Origin of the sequence: Brachybacterium epidermidis, assembly GCF_015209585.1 — a bacterium.
In the GTDB taxonomy this organism is placed as follows: Bacteria; Actinomycetota; Actinomycetes; order Actinomycetales; family Dermabacteraceae; genus Brachybacterium; species Brachybacterium epidermidis.
This window is the reverse complement of record NZ_JADEYR010000006.1, coordinates 42,219-68,385: the sequence shown is the minus strand read 5'-3', so window position 1 is coordinate 68,385 and position 26,167 is coordinate 42,219. Positions and strand designations below refer to the sequence as shown.

Sequence of the window (26,167 nt, the reverse complement as noted above, 5' to 3'; positions counted from 1 at the left end):
CGCCTCCGACGGAAGGCCGAACCGGGTCAGACCGGGGTCTGATCCCGGTACCGACCTTCCACGGTGCGTGCCCCTCACCTTCATGTCACCGAGACTACGGTCCCGCGGCGAGCACCACGACGGGGCACGCCCGCCGTGTCACGGAGAGTTCCCCCCTTGTACCTCAGTCGGATACCTGATAAGTCGCGGTGAGGGAGGCGGAGCCCAGCTGCTGGGTGAAGATCGCGAAGCGGATGCCCACGTGCGGATCAGCAGGATCGGCCCCCAGGGACTCCACTGGCAGCGCATGCACGGTGAAGACGTAGCGGTGCGCGGGGCCCGCCGGGGGGTTGGGGCCGTCGTAGCCCGCGCGGCCGAAGTCATTGGTGGCCTGCTTGAGGGAGTCGTCCTGGCGCCCCACCCCGGCGGGAATGGACGTGGTGGTGGCCGGCAGGTCCCAGGCCACCCAGTGCCAGAAGCCGGAACCGGTGGGAGCGTCCGGGTCGTAGCAGGTCACCGCGAAGCTCTTCGTGCCCTCCGGGGCACCGGACCAGGAGAGATCCGGGGAGACGGAGGAGCCGTCCTGCTCGGGAGCGAGGTGCACACCGGAGACGACGGAGCCGTCGGGAAGGGCGGAGGAGGTCAAGGTGAACGTGTTCTCGGTCATACCCCCAGCGTAGGCAGGACCGCCGGGGGTGTCGAGACACATCAACGCGGCCCCCGGGGCGCCGCAGCGGGCAGTGGTTGCCTCTATACACTGACGCTCATGTCTGCCCCGCACCCCCAGGACTCCCTGCCCGCGTTCATCCCCGTCGTGGTGGGCGGCGACATCGGCGCCTACTCCCTGGCGCGCGCCTTCCACGAGGCCTACGGCATCCGCTCAGTGGTGATCTCCCGACTGCAGGGCTGGCACATCTCGCGCTCGGCGATCATCGAGAACGTGCGCTGCGCGGACCCGTTCGACGCCGCCCAGCTCGCCCCCGTGCTGCAGGACGTCGCCGCCGCGCACCCCGAGGGACGACTGCTGCTGCTGGGATCGGCCGACGCCACGGTCAAGGCCATCATCCGGGTGCGCGACGAGACGGACGCCCTGGACGAGCGCTGGGTGGCCCCGTACGTGGACTTGGAGACCTTCCGGGCGGGGACCGAGAAGCAGAACTTCACCGAGCTGTGCGAGCGCCTCGGCGTGGACCACCCCAGCACCCGGATCGTGGACCTCGCGCAGGAGGTCGCCGACGATCTCGAGGTGCCCTTCACCTACCCGGTAATCGCCAAGCCCGCCGAGGTCTCGGAGTGGAAGCGGGCAGATTTCCCGGGCAAGCAGAAGGTCCACACCGTGGGCAGCCACGAGGAGCTGCTCGACCTCCTGCGCACCATCCGCGCGGCCGGCTACCGCGAGAGCATCATCGTCCAAGACCGCATCCCGGGTGACGACCAGAACATGCGGATCCTCACCTGCTACTGCGATGCGCAGTCCCGGGTGCGGTTCGCCTCCTGGGGCCGCACCCTGCTGGAGGAGCACACCCCGGGCGCGATCGGGAACCCGGCGGCGATCATCACCGGTGTGGACGAGGAGATGGTGGCCCAGGCCCAGCAGCTGTGCGCCGCACTGGGATGGGTGGGCTACGCCAACTTCGACCTCAAGCACGATCCGCGCGACGGCCGCACGAAGTTCTTCGAGCTGAACCCGCGCCTGGGCCGCTCCAACTACTACGTCACCGCCGGGGGGCACAACCCCGTGCGGTGGTACGTGGACGAGCATCTCGGGACGGGCCTGCCCGAGGTCGCGGAGGGCGAGGATCCGCAGATCGTCCAGCACCAGGAGGAGACCCTCTACACCGTGGTGCCGGTGGCGCTGGTCAAGAAGTACACCACCCTGCCGGAGGCCAGGGCACAGCTGCGCCGGGTGCTGAAGTCCCGCCGGGTCCGCAACCCGCTGCTGTACCGGGGCGTGGAGAAGGACCCGGTGCGCCTGTGGTACACCCTCGCCGCCATGGCGAACTATGTGCGGAAGTTCCGCAGGTACTACCGTCCGGAGACGGCGTCGTGACCGATGCGGGGAGGCCCGCCACGGGGCGCCTCGAGGAGACCGGCGGCCGGCTGGACGCCAGCAGCTGGTCGCAGCCCGTGGTGGGGGTGCTCGGCGGGCTGGGCCCCGCCGCGACCGCTGTGTTCCTGGACCTGCTGGTGCGCGCCACCGACGCCCGCACCGACCAGGACCACCTGGACCTGGTGGTCTCCCAGCACTCCAGCACCCCGGACCGCACCGCCCGGATCCTCGATGCCGAGGCGGCCGATCCCGGTCCCGTCCTCGCGCGCGATGCTGCGATGCTCGAGCGAATCGGCGCCCAACTGCTGGTGCTGCCGTGCAACACCGCCCATCACTTCGTGCAGGGAGTGCGCGAGGCGACCGCCATCCCCTTCGTGAGCATCGTCGAGGCCACCGCCAGGGCGGCCGCGCAGCGGGTCGCCCACAGCGGCAGGCCGGTCGCGGTGTTCGCCACCGAGGGCAATGTGCGCGCCGAGGTGTTCGAGCATGCGCTCGCGGCGGAGGGGGCTCGGCCGCTGATCCCGGAGCGTTCCCTGCAGGACCGCATCAACACGCTCATCTACGACCAGGTCAAGGCCAACCGCCCGGTGGACACCACGCTCTTCGAGGAGTGCGTGGACACGGCCCTGGAGGCCGGTGCCGGCACGGTGGTGCTGGGCTGCACGGAGCTGTCAGTGATCTACGACCAGCACGGGTACCGGGGCGATGAGCGCCTGGTGGACTCCCTCACGGTCCTGGCCGAGCAGACCATCCTGGCCTCGGGCAAGCGTCTCTCGCCCGGCTTCGGCTGACCTGGGCCCCGCTGACACCCCGCTCCGGCTGGACACCGGTCCGGCCGCGCCGCAGGAAGTCAGCGCGCAGCACGGGGCAGCGGGCCTCAGAACCCGGTGGCGGAGGGCCTGGGGTAGTACCGACGGAACTTGCGCACGTGGTTCAGCCGCACCGCCTGCGCGTAGGCACGCATCCACGGCCTCTCGGCAGGATAGTCCCACGGGTTCACGGTGCGCCTGCGGGCCACCTCGTGCAGGCGCTGACGCTGGATCGGGTCCAGCACGTAGCGGCGCAGCAGCCGCAGCGGCACGATCGAGTACAGCACCTCCGGGAGCCCGACCACGGGCTCAGGCGTGCGGCCATGGACGGCGTCCTCGACCATGAACCGTGCCACGTTCGCCCCCGCCCCCGTGACGTAGTAGCTGTTGCGGCCGATGCGCGGATTGATCTCCAGGAATCGCTGGGAGCCGTCCCGCGGATCCTCCTTGATGTCCACATTGGCGAAGCCGACATAGCCGGTGGCATCGAGCAGCAGCCGGGCCTGCTCCAGCTGCTGCGGGAAGTCCGTGGTGATCATGGCGGCCGGACGCCCCAGCGCCTCCGGGGTGTGCTCCTCGAGCAGCACCGCTGCGCTGGCCAGAAGGGTCACCGTGCCGCGGGCGTCCCGGTAGGCGGTGATGGAGCGCATCGCGGTGTCGTCCCCGGGGATCAGCTCCTGGAGCACGAAGCGGTCGCGGAAGCCCGCCGCGTGGAGACGGTCGCGGAGGTCCTCCAGCTCGCGAAGGTCCTCCAGGAAGTACACCTTCTTCTTGCCCGCCATGCGCAGCTCGGCGTGGGGGCCGCCCACGGCCGGCTTCGCCACGATCGGGAAGTCGAAGGGCAGTTCGCCGATCTCGGGTGCACCGCCACTGCGGAAGTCCAGCACCCGCGTGGACGGGACCGTGATGTCGTGCTGCTCGCACAGTTCGGCGAAGCTGGCCTTGTCCGCGAGCTGGTTCACCGTCTCCAGGCTGGGCACCCGCAGCAGGTAGTGCTGCTCGAGCAGCTCGGCATGGCGGGCCAGGAATTCCACGTGGCTGTCGTTGTTGCACAGCAGGAGCGCGGGGCGTCCCTGCGGTCGTCCGGCCGCGAGGTCCAGCAGGGCCTGCAGGCGCTCCTGCTCGCCGCTGCCCGCCGGTTCGTGGACACGGCAGGTGACCGAGCGGTGCATCGGGGCCGGAGCGTTGGCCGCCACGACGGTGGAGACCACCCCGTACTCCTCGTGGAAGGCCCGGGTCAGTGCGTAGATGCCCAGACCGGACCCGATCATCACCACGTCGAAGCCGGGATCGGCCTTCGTGCGGGCCGCGGCGCGGGAGGAACGGGGACGGATCATGAGGAGCTCCTCGGCACGCCACGCGGCGCGCTGACGACGACAGGAACAGGGGGCAGCGGAGCGCCGCTGCAGGTGGCCAACGGCCGGTGCGGCGGCTGGCCGGGCCGTCTCCGCACCTCCGACAGACTACCGGAGGGGGCCTGCTCGGGCGGTGCACCGGTCCGTGCCCGGGCGTGCGGCATCGATGCGCCTACTCGCGCCCGGCCCTGCCGTGTCCGGTCCTGTCGCGTCATGCCCGGTGCAGCCACACCGCGCTGTCCGCCACGATCGCTCCACCCTCCAGCGGTGCCGAGGCGAGCAGCACCTCGGCGTCGGCTCCCCGGGGCAGGGCTTGCAGCTCGACCGGGTCGTCGGTGGTGTTGACCACGACCAGCACCGGCCCGTGCTCCACCATCAGCACGCCCTGGGGGGCGCCCTCGACGAAGGCCACCCGATCGCCGACACCGTGCGCACCCAGGTGCAGCTCGCGGCGCAGGCGCAGCGCCTCGCGGTACAGCTCCAGCGTCGATCCCTCAACGCCGCGCTGACGGTCCGCGGCGAGTTCGCCGAACACCTCGGGCTGGGGCAGCCAGCTTTCGCCACTGGGGGAGAAGCCGAAGGCGGGGGCATCGGCCTGCCAGGGCAGGGGCACCCGGCAGCCGTCGCGCCCGGGCACGCCCGCACGCTTGTGGGCGGGGTCCTCACGCAGCTCGTCAGGGATGTCGGCCACCTCCGGCAGCCCCAGCTCCTCGCCCTGGTACAGGTAGGCCGAGCCCGGAAGGGCCAGCATCAGCAGCGTGGCGGCGCGGGCTCGCGCCAGGCCCAGCTGCGCGTCGGGGTGCTCCTGGCGGGACAGGCCCTCGCCGAAGCGGTGCTCCGGAGGGAAGCCGTAGCGGGTGGCGTGGCGGATCACGTCGTGGTTGGACAGCACCCAGGTGGTCGGCGCCCCCACCTCGTCGGCCAGCCGCAGCGGCTCGGAGATGGCGTGCTGGAGGGCCTCCACGTCCCAGCGGGACTGCAGGAAGCCGAAGTTGAACACCTGGTGCATCTCGTCGGGGCGCACGTACTTGGGCATCGAGGCCTCGGGGATCCAGGCCTCGCCCACCATCATCCGCTCGCCGGGGTACTCGTCCAGGATCGCGCGCCACTCGCGGTAGATCGCGTGCACGCCGTCGTTGTCGAAGTAGACGGGCACCTCGCCCTCGGGCACCACGGTCATCCCCTCGGAGTCGACGGGGGAGTCGGGCAGGCCCTCGGGCTTGACCATGCCGTGAGCGACGTCCACCCGGAAGCCGTCCGCCCCGCGGTCCAGCCAGAAGCGCAGCACGTCCGCGAACAGCTCGTGCACGGCGGGGTTCTCCCAGTTGAAGTCCGGCTGGGTGGTGTCGAACAGGTGCAGGTACCACTGCCCGGGGGTGCCGTCGGCCTCAGTGACGCGGGTCCAGGCGTCCCCGTGGAAGATGGACTGCCAGTTGTTGGGCGGCAGCTCGCCGTGCTCCCCGCGCCCCTCGCGGAACATGTACATCTCGCGCTCGGGGGAGCCGGGGGCAGCCGCCAGGGCCTGCTTGAACAGCACGTGCTCGCTCGAGGAGTGGTTGGGGACGATGTCCACGATCACCTTGAGGTCCAGCTCGTGGGCACGGGCGATCAGCTCGTCGGCGTCGGCGAGGGTGCCGAAGCGGGGGTCGACGTCCCGGTAGTCCGCGACGTCGTAGCCGCCGTCGTTCTGCGGGGAGGTGTAGAAGGGGGAGAGCCACACGGCGTCGGCCCCCAGCTCGGCGATATGGGGCAGGCGGGCGGTGATGCCGGGCAGGTCGCCCATGCCGTCGCCGTCGCTGTCGGCGAAGGATCGCGGGTACACCTGGTACACCACGGCGTCGCGCCACCACTGGCGGTGGGCCTGCTCGGTGGCGCGGTGGTCGGCGGTGACGGGGGCGTTCTGGGTCACGGGGTGTCCTCCTGGACGGGATCGGTCGGGGCCGGGCCATCCGGCCCGGGGATCGTGGCAGCGCTGCGGGACAGCAGCGTGATGGTGGCGCCGGGGCTGTCGGCCTCCAGGGCCAGGACCTGGCCCGTGGCCGATGCGCGTGCACCGCCGATCGCGGCGAGGGCCTCGGGCGCCTCGGTGGGCGGGAGATGGGCCAGGTCGATCTCCACCCTGCCATGGGCGGCGCGGGCGAGGTGCACCAGGATGTCCCCGGCAGGGTGCGTGCGCAGCAGGACGAGGGAATCCTCACCCATGTGCAGCCACTGGATGCCGCCCCGGCGCAGTGCCGGGTGCCGCCTGCGCAGAGCGAGCAGTTCGCGCAGCACCGGCCAGATCCCGGGATCGATCTGCTCCTCCACCACGGTGGAGGGCTGCACCGGCTCGCCCCGTCGCACGCGGTCGACGGCCTCCCAGGGCATCGGGGTGCGGGAGTGCTCCCCGGTCAGGCCCTGCAGCCCCAGCTCGTCGCCGGCGAACACCGTGGGCACGCCGGGCAGGGCGGCCAGGGCGGTGATCGCCACCAGGTGCGCCTGGTGGTCGCCCACCACGGTGCGGGTGCGCGGTGTGTCGTGGCTGGACAGCTGGTTCTGGGAGTGCAGGCGGGAGGGCCAGGGCAGGTGCGCGTTGTAGTCGCGCAGGGTGCGGGCCGCTGCCCAGCCGGGGATGCGCGGTGCGGTCATCGGCAGGCCCAGCCAGTTCAGCGGGGAGCCCTCGGGGCAGAGCCACGCCCACAGGGGACGGGTGAAGCCGGTGTAGTTCATGGTGCCGTGCCAGCCGTCGCCGGCCAGGTCACCGCTGGCGTCATGACCGTGCTCCGCCAGCAGCCAGGTGTCCCGCCCGGTGTGTTCGCGCACCTCGCGCATGGTGGCGCGGATGGTGCGGGCCACCTCGTGGGTGAGGTCCTCCGCACCGTTGCGGCCGGTCATGTTGGCCACGTCGATGCGCCACCCGTCCGCGAGGAAGGGTGCGCGGAGGTAGCGGCCCACGACGCTGTCCGGCCCGGACAGCAGGCGCTCGCGCAGCTCCGGGGAGGAATGCTCGAGCGAGGGCAGGGTGGGCACCCCGATCCAGCAGCGGTAGTCGGCGGGGTGCTCGTGGAAGCGGTAGAAGCCGGCCTCGGTGCTGCCGGCATCTGCCTGGGCGGTGCGGAACCACTCATGGGTGTCCCCGGTGTGGTTGGTGGTCAGGTCCACCATCAGCCGCATGCCCCGCTCGTGCAGCGCCCGGGAGAGCCGCACCAGGGCCTCGTCCCCGCCCAGCAGGGGGTCCACACGGTCGAAGGTACTGGCGTCGTAGCGGTGCGCGGAGCCGGCGGGGAACACCGGGGTCAGGTACACGACGTCGGCCCCCAGCTCCTGGATGTGGTCCAGGTGCTCGATCCCCCCGTCCAGATCACCGCCGTAGAGCTGCTGCCCGTTGACCATGCCGTCCAGTGAGGGCGGCTCGTCCCAGGCCATGGGGCGGGCCCAGTCCGGCAGCTGGTCCGGGGCGAAGCGGCCGTGCTCATCGGTGGGGGAGGCGGCGGAGCGCGCGAAGCGGTCCGGGAACACCTGGTACACCACCGCGTCGTCCACCCAGTCCGGTGCCGGCTCGTGCGCCACCAGGCGGAAGTCGGTCGCATCGGCGACGTCCCAGGGGACCATGCCGGCTGCGGTCAGCCACGCGTACCTCGGCACCTCTGCGCTCGCTTCCGGATCGCCCACCAGGCAGAAGCGGTAGGGCTGGACAGGGTTCACCACCGTCGTGGTCACCGCGAACCAGGTGCCGCCCGGCGGGGCGGCATGGGGCTGCTCAGCTGCCAGCACCGCCGTGGAGATCTCCCCATCGACGATGGTGCGCAGCGCGACGGCGCTGACCGGCCAGCTGTGCGGCACCCACACCCGCAGCTCCACCTCCTCCCCGAGCGCCCGCGGCGGGCGTGGCACGAACAGCGGGCCGGAGTCGTGCATCGGCTGCTGCGGCAGGGGAACCCCGGTGGGATCGGCCGGGGCGGTGGGGGCAATGGTGCTCATGGGGTCCTTCGGGTCGGACGGCGCAGGGCGGGCAAGGCGGGACGGGGCGCGGAACGAGGAGCCGGCGCGACGACGAACCGGCGGGCCGAGAGGTCTCGGCCCGCCGCAGGAGAAGTGCTCCTCGCAGTACGCCGATCAGCCCTTGACAGCGCCGGCCGTGGAGCCGCCGACGATGTAGCGCTGCAGGAACTGGTACAGGATGATCACCGGGACCATGATCATCACCGAGCCGGCAGCGAACACGCCCAGGTTGTTGGAGCGGTTCTCGGACAGCAGGCCGTACAGGCCCACCGCCAGGGTCTTGTTCTCGTCACTGGTCAGGAAGATCGAGCCCAGCAGGAACTCCGAGAGGACGCCCACCAGGGACAGCAGCAGGGTGGTGGCCAGGATCGGCACCAGCGCCGGCAGCAGGATCCGGGTGAACACCTGCCAGTGGTTGGCGCCGTCGATGATGGCGGCTTCGTCCAGCTCCTTCGGCACCGTGTCGAAGAAGCCCTTGATCAGCCACACCTGTCCCAGCGAGCCGCCCAGCAGGATGATCAGGTAGCCGGGCACGGAGTCCAGCCCCAGCAGGGGGACCACCTTGCCCAGGTCCGAGATCATCGTGTAGATCGCGATCATCGAGAGAATCGCCGGGAACATCATCACCAGCAGCAGCGACAGCAGGCCGATGCGGCGGCCCTTGAAGCGGAAGCGGCTGAAGGCGTACGCGGCCATCACCGAGAGGAACACCTGCACGAAGGCGACGGTGAAGCACACGATGACGGTGTTGAGGTACCAGCGCAGGAACGGGCCGCGCTCGCCGGACAGCAGCGACTCGTAGTGCCGGAAGCTGAACTCCCTGGGGATCAGGCTGGTGGCCGCGACGGTGCCGGTGGGGTTCAGCGACGCCGAGATCACGAACAGGATCGGGAACACGGCGAAGATGACTGCGAGGATGCCGACGATGTGACGCCAGCCGATCTCCGCGAACCAGCGGCCGAAGCTCATCCTGTGCTGGGGGACCTGAGGAGCAGGAATGCTCGACGTGGTCGAGGCAGCGGGTGCAGACATGGGGGCCATCTCCTCAGTTGACGTCTTCGAGAGCACGAGTGAAGCGGAACTGCACGGCCGCCAGGATGCCCGTCAGGACGAACAGCATCACGGACACGGCGGAGGCGAAGCCGAAGTCGGCTCCCGAGCCGCCGAAGGCGATGCGGTAGATCATCGAGATCAGGATGTCCGTGGAGCCGCGGGTGAACTCGCCCGGCGGGAAGGGGCCACCCTGGGTGAGCAGCTCGATCGCGTTGAAGTTGTTGAAGTTGAACGCGAAGGAGGCGACCAGCAGCGGGGCCACCGCCACCAGCAGCAGCGGCATCACCACCTTGACGGTTGCCTGGAAGCGGCTGGCCCCGTCGATCTTGGCGGCCTCCAGCACGTCCCCGGGGATGGACTGCAGAGCACCGGTGGAGATGATGAACATGTAGGGGAAGCCCATCCACAGGTTCGTCAGCAGCACCGCCACCTTGGCCAGAGTGGGATCGCCGAACCAGTTGAGGTTGAGGTTCAGCATCTCGTTGATCAGGCCGAAGTCGCGGTTGTAGAAGTTCGACCACACCAGCAGGGCGATGAAGCCCGGCACGGCGTACGGCATCAGCAGGATCGAGCGGTACAGCCGGCGGCCCTTGAGCCGCTCGTCGTTGAGGATCAGTGCCAGGGCGAAGCCCAGGATGAAGGTGGACAGCACCGAACCGGCGGCGAACACCAGGGTCCAGGTGAAGGCACCCAGGAACTGCGAGGCGATGTTCGAGTTGGTGAACAGGCGCTCGTAGTTCTTCGTCCCCACGTTCTGAAGCCAGGACTGGGAGAAGGCGGGACGGCCGTCCTCGCCCACGAAGTACTCCGTGTCGCCCACCTTCGCCACGCTGTACTCGGTGCCGGAAGCGGTGTCGACGATGACGTCGCGCTCCTCGTCGTACTGCAGCACCGTGGTGCCCACGAAGGCCTGGTTCACGCTCAGGGGACGGATCGCGGAGGTGTCGTCCACCGGCACCGCGAGCTGCTGCAGCTCGTTGTACACGGCGTTGACCTCGCGCATGTCCAGCACGTCGCCCTGCGGCACCTCGGTGACGCGGCCGTCGGCCACGGTGACGTCGGAGGCGTCGACCTGCTCCAGCGGCTGCTCCTCGCTGCCGCGGAACACGTCACCGGTCTCGGGCTCCAGCAGCCACAGCTCGAAGGGCCCCTCGGTGGGGGAGCCCATCGTCGCGACCGTCATGTTGTAGCGCGGGGCGTCGGCCGTCTGCTGCACGGAGTTGGAGACGATCGAGTTGATCGCCTGCTCCTTGGTGCCGCGGGTGCCGTCGCCGAAGTTGGTGAAGGAGTACCCCACCGTCAGGATGATCGGGGTGATCAAGAAGACCACCAGGAAGAACGTGCCGGGGAAGAGGTACTTGCCGGGGATGAACCGCTTGGTGGAGTACAGCACGAAGATCGCGATCGCAGAGCCGATCAGGACGATCAGCCACATCCACAGCTGCTGTGCGATCAGGAGCGGAGCGAAGAAGACGACGAGGGCCAGGACCACGCCGAGGAAGAGGACGCGGCCCAGGACGGAGGTGATCGTGGTGGTCCCGCGCGTCTGCGCAGCAGCGGGGGACGAGGTGGAGGTCATGGCGACGATGCCTTTCGGAAACCCTGAGGAGGAAGGCGACGGGGGCGCGGCGGCTGGGCCGCCGCGCCCCCGTCGAGGGGATCAGCCGATCTGCCCGGCGATCTCCTCGCCGGCGGCCTCCATCGTGGAGGCCGGGTCGGCACCGCCGACGATGTTGGCCTGGGCCTGGCCCAGCGGGCCCCAGATGGCGGCCATCTGCGGGATCGACGGCATGGGCTCGGCCAGCTCGGCGAACTCGGCGATCTTCACCATGTCCGGGAACTCGCCGGAGAGCTTCTCTTGCAGCTCCAGGTTGACCGGGGGCAGGTTGTTGGACTGGAACATCTGCTCGGCGATCTCCGCGTTGGAGGCGACCTCACCGACGAAGGTCTGCGCGAAGCCGGCGTTCTGACCGTTGGATGCCACGTAGAAGGCGTTCACACCGGCGAAGGGCTTGGCGGGCTCCATGCCCTCGAAGCCCGGCACCGCACTCATGGCGTAGTCGATGCCGGCGGTGTTGATGTCGCCCAGGGCCCACGGGCCGGAGATCAGGTAGGCCGCCTTGCCGTCGGTGAACAGGGAAATGGCGTTGTCACCGGTGATGGAGGTGCGCAGCACGCCGTCGGCGCCCAGGGCGCCGATCTTCTCGGCGGCCGCGATGGAACCCTCCTTGCCCACTCCCAGATCCGTCGGGTCCTGGTTGCCCTCGGCGTCGGTGCCGAACAGGTAGCCGCCGCCGGAGGTGTACAGGGGCTGCATGTGGTAGGCGTCGCCCTGCTCGCCCACGGGCAGGGACAGCACGACCTCGGCGCCACCGGCCTTGGCCGCCTCCACCAGCTCCTCGATGGAGCCGGGCTCCGGCACATCGGTGAGCGCGTTGTTCGCGTAGAGGACCAGGGTCTCCACGGCGTAGGGGACGCCGTAGGTCTGGCCGTCGTAGGTCACGGCCTGAAGGCCGATCGGGGCCACCTTGTCGGCGGCGTCACCGGGCAGCTGCACCGGGGAGATGGCGCCGTTCTGCACCAGGTTGCCGATCCAGTCGTGCGCACCAAGCACGATGTCCGGGCCGTTGCCGGCCTGGTTGGCGGTGACGTAGTTGGTCTGGAGGTCGTTGGCGACGGTCTGCACCTCAACGGTGATGCCCTGGGCATCGGCCCAGGTCTTGGCCGGCTCCTGCAGGGACTTGGCCTTGAGCTCGTCGGCCCAGATCACCAGGTCGGCATCGCCGCGGGCGGGAACGCCCTCGGCGCCGCCCTCGGCGCCACCGGCATCCGACGCGCCGCCGGCATCCGACGCACCGCCGCCGGTACCGCCGTCGGTGTCGGAGTCGCCGCCGCAGGCAGCGAGCAGGGTCACGGAGGCGGCCACACCGCTGAGGGCGAGGAAGTTCTTACGACGGATCTGCACGTCTTCTCCTTTGAATCGTGGTCGGATTTCGACCGGGCAGGCTCTGACCTGTCGCTACGGACTGTAGAACGAAGCGCCCCATTCGTGCAAGAATGCGCAAGAACTTGCAGATATCGATTCGGACACGGGCGACGCGGCCCGCTGACCTGGAAGGATGAGTGTGAAGGCGCGACTCATCGACATCGCCCGCACCGCCGGGGTGAGCGAGGCCACGGTGTCCCGCGTGCTCAACGGCCGTGCGGGCGTCAACGAGACCACACGTCGCACGGTGATCGACGTGGCCCGACAGCTCGGGCGGGACGTCGGTCCCGATGTGACGCAGTCGGGGCCGCTGGTGGGGGTGCTGGTGCCGGACCTCGACAACCAGGTGTTCGCCTCCTGGGTGGAGCGGATCGAGGCCGAGCTGTTCCAGCGCGGCGCCTCCGCCCTGGTGTCGGTGCGGGCACGCACCGTCGAACGCGAGCGCGAGGCGTTCCAGCGCTTCCGGCACGCGGGAGCGGTCGGCATCATCGTGGTCTCCGGGCACCACGCCCAGGAGTCCGACCCCGTGGATCACTACCTCGAGGTCACCGCGAGCGGCACGCCCCTGGTGCTGGTCAACGGGGTGCGCGATGACGTGGACGCCTCCTTCCTCTCCACGGACGACGACCACGCGGTGCGCTCGGTGCTCACCCACCTGCACGACCTGGGACACGAGAAGGTGGGCCTGGCGGTCGGGGACGAGCACACCTGGCCGGTGCGCAAGAAGCTGCGCGCCTTCGAGGAGGCCCCGGTCCAGCACCCCGGGCAGGACCATCCCGTGGCCTTCACGGACTTCTCCTACGCCGGTGGGTACGAGGCCTCCCGCGATCTGGTGGGGCGCGGTGCCACGGCCGTGGTGTGCGGATCCGACGTGATGGCGGCGGGAGCGCTCGAGGGGGTGCGGTCCCTGGGGCTGTCGGTGCCCGGGGACGTCTCGGTGGTCGGGTATGACGACGTGTTCTGGGCCTCGCTCACCAGCCCGCCGCTGACCACGGTGCGCCAGGCCGTGCCGCAGATGGCGCGGGCCGCGGTGCGCACGGCGCTGTCCGGCGGGGAGCGGTCCCGCCGCCCCGCCCGCACCGAGGTGGTGGTGCGGCCGCAGCTGGTGGTGCGCGGATCCACCGCTGCTGCCCCTGCGACTAGCATGGCACGGTGACCGACGCGACCTCCTCCCAGATCTCCCGTACCAGCTACGACACCGCCCAGGCACGCAGCCAGGCCCTCGAGCAGAAGATCGCCACCGATCCCTCGGGCCTGCGCATGCTCACCGGGGACCGCCCCACCGGCGCGCTCCACATCGGGCACTACTTCGGATCGCTGCGCAACCGCGTGCGCCTGCAGGATGCCGGGGTCGAGACCTGGGTGCTGGTCGCCGACTACCAGGTGATCACCGATCGCGACGTGGTGGGGGACATCCGCGGCAGCGTTCGTGAGCTGCTCACCGACTACCTGGCCGTCGGGATCGACCCGGAACGGGCCACGGTCTTCGCCCACTCCGCGGTTCCGGCCCTCAACCAGCTGATGCTGCCGTTCCTCTCGCTGGTCACGCAGCCCGAGCTGGAGCGCAACCCCACCGTGAAGGCGGAGCTCCAGGCAGCCGGGAAGTCCGCCATGGGTGGCCTGCTGCTCACCTATCCCGTGCACCAGGCGGCCGACATCCTCTTCTGCCACGGCAACGTGGTGCCGGTGGGCAAGGACCAGCTGCCCCATATCGAGCAGACCCGTGTGATCGCCCGTCGCTTCAACGAGCGCTACGCCGGCGGCCAGACCGTCTTCCGCGAGCCCGACGCGCTGCTCTCGGAGGCGCCCACCATCCTGGGCCTGGACGGCGGGGCGAAGATGAGCAAGTCGCTGGGCAACACAGTGATGCTGCGCATGAGCGCGGACGAGACCGTCAAGCGCATCAAGAAGGCGAAGACCGACTCGGACCGCCAGATCACCTACGACCCGGAGTCACGCCCCGAGGTGGCGAACCTGCTGACCATCGCCTCGCAGTGCACCGGGCGCACCCCGGAGGAGATCGCCGGCGAGATCGGGGACAAGGGGGCCGGCACGCTCAAGATGATGACCGCCGAGGCGCTGAACGAGCACCTGGCGCCGATCCGCGAGCGCAGGGCCGAGCTGGAGAAGGACCCGGCCCAGCTGTTCTCCATCCTGCGGGCGGGCAATGAGCGGGCCAACGACGTCGCGAACGACACCCTGGCGACGGTGCGCGAGGTGATGGGGATGGTCTACTGACCCCGTCGTGAGGGTCAGAACCGGCTCGAGCTGCCCGCCCCGGAGAAACTCGAGGAGGAGTAGCCCGAGACGCTCGAGGTGCCGGACGAGCCGGAGGGATTGCGGTGCGACTCCAGTTCGTCCGCGGCCTGCGAATGCCAGGTGTTCAGCCACAGGATCGGGCTGACGTGCCAGAAGGTGCCGTAGCCGTCGGCGCCATCGCTCCCGGCCGCGCCGTCGGCGACCAGTCGCTGGTGGCGGCGCGCGCGCAGTGTCCGGTCGTACACCTCCTCGTCCTCGACGTACACGCTCGCATCGCGCAGTAGCTCCACCTCGCCCTCGTCCTCCGCCATGCGGGAGATGCCCAGTTCGCGCACCGCCATCGCGCGCTCGGAGAGCTCGGCGGTCAGGGTGTCCAGTCCCTCCAGGGCGGTGTCCGGGGTGATCTCGTCCTGCCCGAGCTGCCGGGTGAGGCGGTTCATCTCCGCCTCGGTGCGGTCGCACTGCTCACGCAGGGCATCCACGGCGGCCTGCTCCTCGGGTGATCGCTCGGAGAGATCGCCCTCGCTGCGCATCAGGGCGCCCTCGACGGCCTCCAGGGAGTCGCGCAGGGGTGCCTGCTCCCGTTCCCAGGCGCTGCGCCAGTCACCGATCCGGTGCAGCAGGTCATTGGCGGCGATGACGTCGTCGTCGATCGCGTCGAGTCGCTCCACCTGGCGGGAGAAGTCCTTCGAGGCGCGCCGCTGGTGCCCGCGCAGGCCCCAGGCCCACGGCAGGGTGGCGGGGATCTGCTGGTCGAGCTGCTCGGCCTTCTCGATCCCTGTGAGGTAGCGCTGGTACCGGTCCAGCACCGCTTCGGCGTAGGGGGAGTGGGCAGGAAGGGTGCGGGCAGCGGCTTCGGTCTCGGCGCGCTCGGCACGTACCCGGTCCCAGCCCGGCCGCGCACTCGCCACCCGTGCGCGCGCATTCCGGCGCCCGACGATGATCCCCAGCACGGTCGCCGCGGCCGCGCCCAGCGCCGCAAGGGCACCGCCGATGGCCGCGGTGGTCTGCCACCACGGCTGGTCCAGCAGCTCGGCGTATTCCTCGGCCCCGGCCACCAGGGCGCCCTCCCAATCACGGTCCTGGGCGGGATCGCGCATCTCGTCCTGCACGTTCTCGAAGCCGCCCGCGGAGAGCTTCACGTCCTCACCGCCGTAGGTGCCCAGGATCCGGTTCTCGGGGTCCAGGGCGATGATCACGCGGCCGTCGGCCCACTTGTCGCCGTCCATCCACTCGGGACGCTCCTGCTTGGCGTGAGCCAGCACGGCGTCGTTCAGCGCCGTGTCGCGCGAGGCGGGGATGTCCAGCTCGGTGACGTCGATGACGAGCACAGCGAGGTCCACCTCGCGGCGGAAGTCCGTCGCCGCCAGGCGGTCCTCTAGCGCTTCGTCGTCCACGGCGTCGGCCCGGTCGTCGATCGTGACGTCGCTGGGCGGCACGGCTGCGGCCGGCGGTGCCAGCGCCGCCGACAGGGCCATCAGCAGGGCGACCACCAGCAGCGTGAGCAGGGAGGGAGTCGGGACGGACGAGCGCGGGCGAGCTCCATCGGGCGGGGAGGAGCGGCCAGGGGAGGAGGGGGTGAGCATCTGCCGAGACTAGGTGTTGGGGTGCGGGGTGCGGATCAACCCCAGGTCTATCCCGCATGGGCCTTTCGGTGGGGATGACCACGCTCGGCACTGTCAGGAACCGACGGTGAGCGCGTTATGATCGGGCTAAGCACAGCTTTGAATCGAGCGCAGCTTCGAACCGAGGAGGACCTCCCGCATGACCACCTACGAGAACGTCTCCGAGCTCGTCGGCCGCACCCCCCTGGTGAAGCTCAACCGCCTGGGTGACGACGTCAAGGCCACCGTGGTGGCCAAGCTCGAGTTCTACAATCCCGCCAACTCCGTCAAGGACCGCATCGGCGTGGCCATGATCGATGCCGCCGAGGCCTCCGGCGAGCTCCAGCCCGGCGGCACCATCGTGGAGGCCACCAGCGGCAACACCGGCATCGCCCTGGCCATGATCGGCAGCTCCCGCGGCTACAAGGTGATCCTCACCATGCCCGAGTCCATGTCCAAGGAGCGGCGCGCCCTGTTGCGCGCCTTCGGTGCCGAGCTCGTGCTCACCGAGGCCCCCAAGGGCATGAAGGGCGCCGTGGAGAAGGCCGAGGAGATCGCCGCCGAGACCGGCGCGGTGCAGGTCAAGCAGTTCGACAACCCCGCCAACGCTGAGATCCACCGCCGCACCACCGCCGAGGAGATCTGGAACGACACCGACGGCCAGGTCGACGCCGTGGTGGCCGGCATCGGCACCGGCGGCACCATCACCGGGGTGGGCCAGGTGCTCAAGGAGCGCAAGCCCGAGGTGAGGATGTTCGCGGTGGAGCCCGAGGAGTCCGCCATCCTCACCGGCGGCAAGCCCGGCCCCCACAAGATCCAGGGCATCGGCGCCAACTTCGTGCCCACCGTGCTGGACACCGAGATCTACGACGAGGTCCTCGACATCGACGCCGAGACCGCCATGAACCGTGCCCGCGAGGTGGCCCGCAGCGAGGGCCTGCTGGTGGGCATCTCCTCCGGCGCCGCCATCGAGGCCGCCGCCCGCATCGGCGCCCGTGAGGAGTTCGCCGGGAAGATGATCGTGGTGGTCGTGCCGTCCTTCGGCGAGCGCTACCTCACCACGCCGCTGTACGCCGAGTACATGGACTGACCGCTCGATGAGACTCACCGATGCGGTGATGGGGGCCGTCGCGACCGTCCGGGAGGACGTCGCGGCGGCCCGCCGTCGTGACCCCGCCGCCACCGACGACCTGGCCCTGATGCTCACCTCCCCGGGTCTGCACGCCATCTGGACCCACCGCGCCGCCCACGCCCTGTGGAAGCGCGGGGTGAAGCTCCCGGCGCTGGTGATCGCCCAGGGTGCACGCTCGGTGACCGGCGTGGAGATCCATCCCGGTGCCACCATCGGCCGGCGCTTCTTCATCGACCACGGCATGGGCGTGGTGATCGGGGAGACCGCCGAGGTGGGCGACGACGTCATGCTCTACCACGGCGTCACCCTGGGTGGCCGCTCCATGGAGCGCACCAAGCGCCACCCCACCGTCGAGGACGGCGTCACCATCGGCGCTGGTGCCCGGGTGATCGGGCCGGTCACGATCGGCTCCCAGGCCCAGGTCGGTGCCAATGCCGTGGTGGTCAAGGACGTGCCCGCCCGCGCCACCGCGATCGGGGTGCCGGCGAAGGTGCGCACCGGCGCGGCCCACCCCACCGAGCAGGTGGATCCGGCGATCTGGATCTAGAACGGGTCCAGGAACGAGGAGCGCCCCACCCCGTTGGCGGCGCGCTCCCACTCGGGCAGCACGTCGTGGGCGTCGGCCGCGATCACGTGGTCGAAGGCCGCGCGCACGATCGGCTCCTGCGGGGGGTCGATGTCGATCAGCACCGTGGTGGCGCCGTGGGTCTTCGCCAGCGGGGCCAGGTGCGCGGCCGGGAACACCACGCCGCTGGTGCCCACCGCCACGAACAGGTCCGCCCGCTGCGCGAGGCGCATCCCCAGGTCCAGGGCCTGGGCGGGCAGCATCTCGTCGAACAGCACCACGTCCGGCCGGGTAGGGCTGCCGCAGTGCGGGCAGTCCTCGGGCACCCCGTGGTCGGTCGCGGTCGAGCCCTCGCCCGGGGTGACGGGCATCCGCCAGTGGCACTCCCCGCCCAGGCACACCGCATGCAGGGCGCTGCCGTGGAGCTCCGCCACCACCTCGCTGCCGGCGGCCTGGTGCAGCCCATCGATGTTCTGAGTGATCACCGGTGAGCCCATGCGGGCGATCGCCCGGTGCCCCGGGGTGGGGCCGTGGTCCATGGCGATCTTCGCCATCTTCCCCCACACCCGCCACAGGTCCGGCAGGGAGTCCGGAAGGCGCTCGGCATGCATCGCCGCTTCGATCTGCGGGTCCAGGGCCCACAGCCCCTGCGGACCGCGGAAGGTGCCCATCCCCGTGCGGGCGCTCAGCCCCGAGCCGGTGAGGAACACGATCTCGCGGTGCTCCGGACCGGGCCGGAACACGCCCCTGCGGCGCGTGGTCACCACTCCTCGTGCTCCCGCGAGTCCCAGGCCTGCTTCTCGCCCAGGTCCAGGGCGGCCAGCAGGGCGCGGTCCTCGTCGTCCAGCGCCACATGGTCCAGGGAAGCGTTGTCGATCTGGCGCTGTGGGTCCGAGGACTTCGGGATCACCACGATGTCCTGGTCGATCGCCCAGCGCAGCGACACCTGGGCGCCCGTCGCGCCATGCTTCTCGGCGACCTTGCGCAGCGCGAACTGCTGCGAGAGGCCTTCACGGCCGCCCAGTGGTCCCCAGGCCTCGGTGACGATGCCGTGCTCCCGGTGGAAGGCGACCGCCTCGGGGCGCGGCAGGGCGGGGGAGAGCTGGATCTGGTTCACCTCGGGCCATTCACCGGTCGCATCGACCAGTTCCTGGATCTGCTCCGGCCGGAAGTTGGACACGCCGATGTGGGCGGTCAGGCCCTCCTGCTTCATCTCCACCAGGGTGCGCCAGGTCTCCACTGCCAGGCCGCGGGAGGGGTTCGGCCAGTGGATCAGGGTGAGGAACACGGATTCGGCTCCCAGCCGGCGCAGGGACTCCTGCAGTCCGGTGCGGGCCTGCTCGCGGCCCTGATCGCCACCGGCGATCTTGGTGGTCACCAGTGCCTGCTCCGGGTCGAGGCCGCTGGCGCGGATGCCCTCGCCCACGGCGGCCTCGTTGCCGTACTGGGCGGCGGTGTCGATCAGGCGGTAGCCGTTGCGCAGGGCCGCCGCGATCGACTCCACTGCATCGGTGCCCTTGAGGGAACTGGTGCCGAAGCCGATCAGGGGGATCCGGGTGCCGTCGGCCAGGGCGGTGGTGGGGATGGAAAGAGCGGTCACGGGTGCCTCCTGGGATCGATGTCGGATGCCTCCAGGGTAGTCACTCCCGCCGTGGGCGGGCTGGGTCCCTGTTAGCGTGCCGGGGACAGGACGCAGCGCGGCGAGGAGGGGCCATGACCCACGAGAGCACCAGCGGCGGCACTGGAGACCCGGGAATGATGGGACCGCCACCACGGGCCGCGGGCAGCGGAGTGCGCGATGAGATCTCCCCGCTGCGCCGGGTGATCGTCCACCGACCCGGCCTGGAGATGGAGCGCCTCACCCCCGACACGCGCGAGCGGTTCCTGTTCGACGAGGTGCTGTGGCTGGACCGCGCCCGTTCCCAGCACGAGGAGTTCTCGGCCCTGCTGCGCAGGGAGGGTGCCGAGGTGCTGGAGCTGACCGATCTGCTCACCGAGGTGCTGGACGTGCCCGAGGCGCGTGCCGAGCTGCTCGACGGAGCCCTCGACGAATGGGTGCTCGGCTCGATCGCCGCCCAGGACCTGCGCGAAGCGCTCGCCGATCTTCCCTCCGCGCAGCTGGTCACCGTGCTGATAGCCGGGATCACGATCGGCGAGCTGCAGCAGCTGGGGGTGCAGCCGCGGTCCATCGTGCTGCAGCGCCTGGGCGAGCAGGACCTGGTGCTGGACCCCCTTCCCAACCACCTGTTCACCCGCGACTCGTCCATGTGGGTCGGCGACGTGGCGGCGGTGAGCCCGATGCGCCACACGGCGCGCCGTCGCGAGAGCCTGCACCTGGAGACCCTCTATCGCCGCCACCCCCTGTTCACGGGGCCCGACGGGCCCCGCCGGGTCCTCGCGCCGGAGACGAGCAAGGCGGGGGTCGGCACCGTGGAGGGCGGCGACGTGATGGTGCTGTCCGAGAGCACCGTCGCCGTGGGGCTGTCCGAGCGCACCACGGCCGTTGGCGCCGAGCACCTCGCGGCCGGCCTGCTCGACGCGGGCGTGGTGGACCGGGTGATCGCCCTGGCCCTGCCCCAGCGCCGATCGATGATGCACCTGGACACCGTGACCACCGTGGTCGACGAGGAGTCGATGGTGCGCTACGGCCCGCTGGGCCAGGTGGAGAGCTACGTGATCGAGAAGGTGGGTGGTCGCCTGCTCTCCCGCGCCCACCCCGCCGACGAGATGGACCAGGTGCTGGCGCGCGGCATGGGGGTGCCCTCCCTGCGGGTGATCACCGCACCGCTGGACCCCTACTCCGCCGCGCGCGAGCAGTGGGACGACTCCTGCAACCTGCTGGCGCTGGCGCCCGGCAAGGTGGTCGCGTACGAGCGGGCGGCCGCCACCAACGACCATCTGCGCTCCCTCGGCATCGAGGTGCTCGAACTGGACGGGGACGAGCTGGGGCGCGGGCGCGGAGGACCGCGCTGCATGACCTGCCCCGTGCTGCGGGCCTGAGCTCAGCGGCGGCCGGGCGGCGGGGGATCGGCGGCGGTCTGCACGATCGCGGCGGGCTCCGGCAGCGGCTCGCTCAGCGAGCGCTCCATCAGCAGCTGCTGGGTGCCGAACTCCTCGAGCCCCTTGCGCACGGTGAAGCCGAGCTTGCGCAGCAGCGCCACAGAGCGCTTGTTGCGGGTCTGCGTGACGGCGATCACGGTGCTGTCCTCCAGCGACTCCTGCGCCCACCGCAGCAGCGCCAGGCAGGACTCCGCCGCATACCCCTGCCCGGTGTGCTCCGGCAGCAGCGCGTAGGAGAGCTCCAGCTCACCCCGGTCGTAGTCCAGGGTGATCGAGCCCATCATCGCGTCATCAGCCGCGGAGGCGATCACCCAGCGGCCCCAGCTGAGCCCCAGGGGGGAGAGCTCCAGCGCCTGGCGGGAGGCGTAGTCCACCGCACCGCCGAGGTACTCCCGGGTCACGGGATCGGTGAGCAGGCGGATCATCGCCTGCCTGTCCGAATCCAGGGGTTCGCGGATGTGGACCCGCTCGCTGCGGATCCTGATCGGCCACTGGTCCGTGCCTTCCCGTGTCACCCCTCCACCGTACAAGCTGAACAGGTCTCCAGCAGTGCCAACCGGCCCGATGGTGGGGGCCCGCGAGGGGCGGTACAGTGAGGCCTGTGACACGGTGAGGTGTCGGGGGACCGGCGGCCCGATCCGCCCGTGAGGACGAAGGAGCACGATGGTCGAGCATGCCCTGCGGAGCACTGCCCTGGAGGCGGTCCACGAACGGCTGGGAGCCACCTTCACCGATTTCGCCGGCTGGCGGATGCCCGTTCGATACGGCTCCGACCTGGCCGAACACGCCGCGGTACGCGAGAGCGCGGGCCTGTTCGACCTCAGCCACATGGGTGAGATCCGCATCGAGGGCCCCCAGGCACCCGAGGCCCTGGACCACGCCTTCGCCGGGAAGATCTCCACCGTCTCCGTGGGCCGTGCCAAGTACACCCTGCTGCTCACCGAGAGCGGCGGCGTCATCGACGACGTCATCGTCTACCGGCGCGCCGAGGACCGCTACCTGGTGGTCGCCAACGCCTCCAACGCCGCCGCGGATCTCGCTGCCCTGCAGGAGCGCCGCGCCGACTTCGACGTCGAGGTGATCGACGCCTCCGCCGAGACCGCGCTGATCGCCGTGCAGGGCCCCGCCAGCGCCGAGATCATCACCGGTGCCCTGACCGTCGAGGGCACCGAGGCGGCCGGCATCACCGAGGCCGACATCGACGCGCTGGGCTACTACCGCTTCCTGGAGGGCACCTACCGGGGCGCGGAGCTGCTGGTGGCCCGCACCGGCTACACCGGCGAGGACGGCTTCGAGCTGTACGTGCGCGCCGAGCTCGCCCCCTCCCTGTGGGACCACCTGACGGCCGTGGGCGGGCAGAAGCTCACCCCGTGCGGGCTGGCCTGCCGCGACACCCTCCGCCTGGAGGCCGGGATGCCGCTGTACGGCAATGAGCTCGGCACCGAGCTGCACCCCGCGCAGTCCGGCCTGGGCAAGGTGGTGGCGCTGAAGTCCAAGGGCGACTTCGTGGGCCGCTCGGCCGTGGAGAGCACCGACACCTCCGAGCTGCCCGTGCTGGTGGGCCTGGCCGCGCAGGGGCGCCGCGCCGCACGCGCCGGGGCCGTCGTGCGCACCACCGATGGCACCGAGGTGGGCACGGTCTCTTCCGGCGCTCTCTCGCCCACCCTGGGGCACCCCATCGCCATGGCCTTCGTGCGCCCCGATCTCACCGCCGTCGGCACCGAGCTGGTGCTGGACGTGCGCGGCAAGGACCTGCCCGCCCGTGTGGTGGACCTGCCCTTCTACTCCCGCTCCTGACCCCTGCACCTCTGCTCGACCGATCATCACGAACACGCCTGGAAAGGAACCCCGTCATGTCCGACGACCTCCGCTACAGCAAGGATCACGAATGGGTGCGCCTGGACGAGGACGGCCTGGCCGTCGTCGGCGTCACCGACTACGCCGCCGGTCAGCTCGGTGACGTGGTCTACGTCGACCTGCCCGAGGTGGACGACGAGATCAGCGCCGGCACCGTGATGGGCGAGATCGAGTCCACCAAGTCCGTCTCCGACCTGTACTCGCCGATCGACGGCAGCGTGGTGGAGGTGAACCAGGAGGTCGTGGACGCCCCCGAGCTGGTGAACTCCTCGCCCTGCGACGAGGGCTGGCTGATCAAGGTGCGCACCGGGGACCTGCCCGAGGATCTCCTCACCGCCGAGGAGTACGCCCAGCTCACCAAGGGCTGATTCGCCCGTCCGCAGCTCGCCGCCCCCGTCCGCCGCTCGATCCTCCAGGGGTACCCGCTCCATGACAGATCCGTCCGTGCTCGCCCACGACTCCTTCGTCCGCCGCCACGTCGGCACCGATTCCGACGCCCAGCGCCACATGCTCGATGTGCTGGGCTTCGACTCCCTCGACGAGATGCTGACCCGGGCGGTGCCCGGCACCATCCTGCTCGAGCCCGAAACGCGCGGTGTGGTGCCGCCGGGCGTGGGGGAGGCGGCCGCCCTCGAGGAGCTGCGAGCCCTGGCCCGCCGCAACACGGTGCGTCGCTCCCTGCTGGGCCTGGGGTACTACGGCACCCACACCCCGGCGGTGATCCAGCGCAACGTGCTGGAGAACCCCGCCTGGTACACCGCGTACACGCCGTACCAGCCGGAGATCTCCCAGGGCCGCCTGGAGGCGCTGCTGACGTTCCAGACCATGATCTGCGACCTCACCGGCATGGACGTCTCCACCGCCTCCACCCTGGATGAGTCCACCTCGGCCGCGGAGGCGCTGATGCTGGCCCGCCGGGCCGCCCGGCGCAAGCCCCCGGTGTTCCTGGTGGACGCCGACGCCCTGCCCACCACCAAGGAGGTGCTGGCCGGCCGCGCCAAGGGACTCGGGATCGAACTGCGCGAGGTCGACTTCGCCACCGCCGGTGCCGAGGGCATGGCCGAGGGCGAGTTCTTCGGCGCCCTGGTGCAGTACCCGGGCGCCTCGGGCCGCGTGTGGGATCCCAGTGAGGTGATCGCCGCGGTCAAGGAGGCCGGCGCCATCTCGGTGGTCTCCGCGGACCTGCTGGCGCTGACCCAGCTGCGCACCCCGGGCGAGATGGGGGCCGATGTCACCGTGGGCACCTCCCAGCGCTTCGGGATCCCGCTGGGCTTCGGCGGGCCCCACGCCGGCTTCGTGGCGGTGCGCAAGGGACTGGAGCGGCAGCTGCCGGGCCGCCTGGTGGGCGTCTCGGTGGATGCCGACGGCAACCCTGCCTACCGCCTGTCCCTGCAGACACGTGAGCAGCACATCCGCCGCGAGAAGGCCACCAGCGCCATCACCACCGCCCAGGTGCTGCTGGCCGTGATGGCCGCGCTGTACGCCGTCTACCACGGCCCCGAGGGCCTGGCCCGGATCGGTCGCCAGGTCGCCGAGCGCACCGCGGCCCTGGCCGCCCGCCTGCGCGCCAACGGCTACGAGCTGGTCCACGACTCCTTCTTCGACACCGTGCAGGTGCGCGCCACCGGCCGGGCCCGCGACATCGTCGCCGACTTCGCCCGCGCTGGGTTCCTGGTGCGGGAGATCGACGCGGATCGCCTCCAGCTGAGCCTGGACGAGACCGTCACCGAGCAGGACCTGCGGGCCATCGTCGCCGCCTTCGGGCCGCAGGCCGTCGAACCCCTCGAGGGCGGGCAGGGCACGGACACCGGTCCGGTGAGCGCGGCGGGCACGGGCGGCTCCGCGGACGCCGCCGAGATCGCCGACGGCATCGATGTCGAGGCAGCCTGGGGAGACCTGGTGCGCACCAGCCCCTTCCTGCAGCACCCCGTGTTCAGCTCCTTCCCCTCCGAGACCGCGATGATGCGCTACCTGCGCCGCCTCGCCGACCGGGACTTCGCCCTGGACCGCGGCATGATCCCCCTGGGCTCGTGCACGATGAAGCTGAACGCCGCCACCGAGATGGCCGCCATCACCTGGCCCGAGTTCAACGCGATCCACCCCCTCGCGCCCCGTGAGGACGTGGAGGGCTACCTGGACCTGATCACCCAGCTGGAGAACTGGCTGATCGACCTGACCGGGTACGACACCGTCTCGCTGCAGCCCAACGCAGGCTCCCAGGGGGAGTTCGCCGGCCTGCAGGCCATCCGCGCCTACCACGACTCCCGCGGCGACGCGGAGCGGGACGTGTGCCTGGTGCCCAGCTCCGCCCACGGCACCAACGCGGCCTCCGCCGTCAATGCTGGGCTGCGCGTGGTGGTGGTGGACTCCGACTCCCGCGGCAACATCGACCTGGACGACCTGAAGCAGAAGATCAAGGACCACGGCGAGCAGCTGGCCGCGATCATGATCACCTACCCCTCCACGCACGGCGTGTACGAGGAGGAGGTGCGCACCGTGTGCCAGCTGGTGCACGATGCCGGCGGTCAGGTGTACGTCGACGGCGCCAACCTCAACGCCCTGCTGGAGGTGGCCAAGCCCGGCGAGTTCGGCGGGGACGTGTCCCACCTGAACCTGCACAAGACCTTCTGCATCCCCCACGGCGGCGGCGGCCCCGGGGTGGGACCGGTGGCCGCGAAGGCCCACTTGGCGCCCTTCCTGCCCGGCCACCCGGCGATGCAGCAGCACGAGCACCCGCAGGCCGGCAGCAGCAGCGGCGTGGTGCACGGCGGCCCGCCTGTCTCCCAGGCGCCCTACGGATCCCCGTCGATCCTGCCCATCACCTGGACGTACATCCGCCTGATGGGCCAGGAGGGCCTGCGCCACGCCACCGCCTCGGCGGTGCTGGCAGCCAACTACGTCGCCGAGAGGCTGCGGGAGGCCTACGACATCCTCTACACCGGGGACAACGGCCTGGTGGCCCACGAGTGCATCGTGGACCTGCGACCCTTCACCGCCCGCACCGGGGTGAGCGTGGACGACGTGGCCAAGCGCCTGATCGACTACGGCTTCCACGCGCCCACAATGTCCTTCCCCGTGGCCGGGACCCTGATGGTCGAGCCCACCGAGTCCGAGGACCTCGGGGAGATCGACCGCTTCGTCGACGCGATGCTGATGATCGCCAAGGAGGCCGAGGCGGTCGCGGCAGGGGAGTGGCCCGCCGACGACAACCCGCTGGTGAACGCCCCCCACACCGCGGACTGCATCGCGGTGGAGGACTGGACCCACCCGTACTCGCGGGAGACCGCCGTGTACCCGGGCATCTGGAACGGCGGGGACGACTCCTCGGTGCACTCCAGTGCCCGCATGCGGATCCAGTCCAAGTACTGGCCGCCGGTGCGCCGCATCGACCAGGCCTACGGCGACCGGCATCTGGTGCCCACCTGGCCCACGGAGTGATACTGCTCCGGCGCGGTTCCGGGGCGGCCCGCCCCGGCC

21 protein-coding genes are annotated in these 26,167 nt (G+C 70.8%); 10 read left to right on the top strand and 11 right to left on the bottom strand.

Going from position 1 to position 26,167, the window contains the following annotated elements; all coding sequences use genetic code 11:
* Nucleotides 1–163: 163 nt before the first annotated feature.
* Nucleotides 164–646: a YbhB/YbcL family Raf kinase inhibitor-like protein gene (locus tag IOE58_RS07555; protein WP_193865799.1), complete on the bottom strand. Its 483-nt coding sequence runs from the start codon at nt 644–646 to the stop codon at nt 164–166.
* Between the two features lie 99 nt (nt 647–745).
* Between IOE58_RS07555 and IOE58_RS07550 the strand changes: the two genes are divergently transcribed.
* Nucleotides 746–2,029 (top strand): carboxylate--amine ligase, encoded by a 1,284-nt coding sequence (locus IOE58_RS07550; protein ID WP_193865798.1) that lies wholly within the window; start codon nt 746–748, stop codon nt 2,027–2,029.
* Nucleotides 2,026–2,820 carry a cysteate racemase gene (locus tag IOE58_RS07545; protein ID WP_348981921.1) on the top strand — a complete coding sequence of 265 codons (795 nt, stop codon included), beginning with the start codon at nt 2,026–2,028 and terminating at the stop codon, nt 2,818–2,820. Before IOE58_RS07550 ends, IOE58_RS07545 begins: the two co-directional genes overlap by 4 nt.
* An 86-nt stretch (nt 2,821–2,906) precedes the next feature.
* Here IOE58_RS07545 and IOE58_RS07540 read toward each other — a convergent pair whose 3' ends face one another.
* The 6 genes from IOE58_RS07540 to IOE58_RS07515 form a co-directional block, all read right to left on the bottom strand.
* A complete protein-coding gene (locus IOE58_RS07540) occupies nt 2,907–4,175 on the bottom strand; it encodes a carboxylate--amine ligase (protein ID WP_193865797.1) in 1,269 nt (422 codons plus the stop codon).
* Between the two features lie 229 nt (nt 4,176–4,404).
* The gene (locus tag IOE58_RS07535) at nt 4,405–6,102 is read right to left on the bottom strand and encodes an alpha-amylase family glycosyl hydrolase (RefSeq protein ID WP_193865796.1); all 1,698 of its coding nucleotides are present in this window, start codon (nt 6,100–6,102) and stop codon (nt 4,405–4,407) included.
* The gene (locus IOE58_RS07530; protein ID WP_193865795.1) at nt 6,099–8,153 is read right to left on the bottom strand and encodes a glycoside hydrolase family 13 protein; all 2,055 of its coding nucleotides are present in this window, start codon (nt 8,151–8,153) and stop codon (nt 6,099–6,101) included. Before IOE58_RS07530 ends, IOE58_RS07535 begins: the two co-directional genes overlap by 4 nt.
* A gap of 135 nt (nt 8,154–8,288) precedes the next feature.
* Entirely contained in the window at nt 8,289–9,206 is a 918-nt protein-coding gene (locus IOE58_RS07525) for a sugar ABC transporter permease (RefSeq protein WP_193865794.1), read from the bottom strand.
* Nucleotides 9,207–9,219: 13 nt separating this feature from the next.
* Nucleotides 9,220–10,806 carry an ABC transporter permease subunit gene (locus IOE58_RS07520; protein ID WP_193865793.1) on the bottom strand — a complete coding sequence of 529 codons (1,587 nt, stop codon included), beginning with the start codon at nt 10,804–10,806 and terminating at the stop codon, nt 9,220–9,222.
* An 81-nt stretch (nt 10,807–10,887) separates the two neighbouring features.
* A complete protein-coding gene (locus IOE58_RS07515; RefSeq protein WP_193865792.1) occupies nt 10,888–12,192 on the bottom strand; it encodes an extracellular solute-binding protein in 1,305 nt (434 codons plus the stop codon).
* A gap of 160 nt (nt 12,193–12,352) precedes the next feature.
* Here IOE58_RS07515 and IOE58_RS07510 point away from each other — a divergent pair, with 160 nt between their 5' ends.
* Nucleotides 12,353–13,369 carry a LacI family DNA-binding transcriptional regulator gene (locus IOE58_RS07510; protein WP_348981920.1) on the top strand — a complete coding sequence of 339 codons (1,017 nt, stop codon included), beginning with the start codon at nt 12,353–12,355 and terminating at the stop codon, nt 13,367–13,369.
* Entirely contained in the window at nt 13,366–14,451 is a 1,086-nt protein-coding gene (trpS, locus tag IOE58_RS07505; RefSeq protein ID WP_193865790.1) for a tryptophan--tRNA ligase, read from the top strand. The genes IOE58_RS07510 and trpS overlap by 4 nt, the downstream gene beginning before the upstream one ends.
* Nucleotides 14,452–14,465: 14 nt before the next feature.
* Here the strand turns inward: trpS and IOE58_RS07500 are convergent, their stop codons facing one another.
* Nucleotides 14,466–16,058, bottom strand: a complete 1,593-nt coding sequence (locus tag IOE58_RS07500; protein ID WP_193865789.1) for a DUF5129 domain-containing protein — start codon at nt 16,056–16,058, stop codon at nt 14,466–14,468.
* A 178-nt stretch (nt 16,059–16,236) separates the two neighbouring features.
* Between IOE58_RS07500 and cysK the strand changes: the two genes are divergently transcribed.
* A complete protein-coding gene (cysK, locus tag IOE58_RS07495; RefSeq protein ID WP_193865788.1) occupies nt 16,237–17,166 on the top strand; it encodes a cysteine synthase A in 930 nt (309 codons plus the stop codon).
* A 7-nt stretch (nt 17,167–17,173) separates the two neighbouring features.
* Entirely contained in the window at nt 17,174–17,755 is a 582-nt protein-coding gene (gene epsC, locus IOE58_RS07490; RefSeq protein ID WP_396121495.1) for a serine O-acetyltransferase EpsC, read from the top strand.
* Here epsC and IOE58_RS07485 read toward each other — a convergent pair.
* Entirely contained in the window at nt 17,752–18,537 is a 786-nt protein-coding gene (locus IOE58_RS07485) for an SIR2 family NAD-dependent protein deacylase (RefSeq protein WP_348981919.1), read from the bottom strand. The genes epsC and IOE58_RS07485 overlap by 4 nt on opposite strands.
* Nucleotides 18,534–19,373, bottom strand: a complete 840-nt coding sequence (locus IOE58_RS07480; RefSeq protein WP_193865787.1) for an aldo/keto reductase — start codon at nt 19,371–19,373, stop codon at nt 18,534–18,536. The genes IOE58_RS07485 and IOE58_RS07480 overlap by 4 nt, the downstream gene beginning before the upstream one ends.
* 113 nt (nt 19,374–19,486) lie before the next feature.
* Here IOE58_RS07480 and IOE58_RS07475 point away from each other — a divergent pair, with 113 nt between their 5' ends.
* Nucleotides 19,487–20,773, top strand: coding sequence for an arginine deiminase (locus IOE58_RS07475; protein WP_228019265.1), 1,287 nt, complete (start codon nt 19,487–19,489; stop codon nt 20,771–20,773).
* Between the two features lie 2 nt (nt 20,774–20,775).
* Here IOE58_RS07475 and IOE58_RS07470 read toward each other — a convergent pair whose 3' ends face one another.
* The gene (locus IOE58_RS07470) at nt 20,776–21,348 is read right to left on the bottom strand and encodes a GNAT family N-acetyltransferase (protein ID WP_348981918.1); all 573 of its coding nucleotides are present in this window, start codon (nt 21,346–21,348) and stop codon (nt 20,776–20,778) included.
* Between the two features lie 148 nt (nt 21,349–21,496).
* On the opposite strand from IOE58_RS07470, the gene gcvT reads away from it, so the two are divergent.
* The 3 genes from gcvT (at nt 21,497) to gcvP (ending at nt 26,128) form a co-directional block, all read left to right on the top strand.
* Entirely contained in the window at nt 21,497–22,630 is a 1,134-nt protein-coding gene (gene gcvT / locus IOE58_RS07465; RefSeq protein WP_193865786.1) for a glycine cleavage system aminomethyltransferase GcvT, read from the top strand.
* A gap of 56 nt (nt 22,631–22,686) precedes the next feature.
* Nucleotides 22,687–23,058, top strand: a complete 372-nt coding sequence (gene gcvH, locus IOE58_RS07460) for a glycine cleavage system protein GcvH (protein WP_193865785.1) — start codon at nt 22,687–22,689, stop codon at nt 23,056–23,058.
* 61 nt (nt 23,059–23,119) lie between these two features.
* Entirely contained in the window at nt 23,120–26,128 is a 3,009-nt protein-coding gene (gene gcvP / locus IOE58_RS07455; protein ID WP_193865784.1) for an aminomethyl-transferring glycine dehydrogenase, read from the top strand.
* Nucleotides 26,129–26,167: the final 39 nt, after the last annotated feature.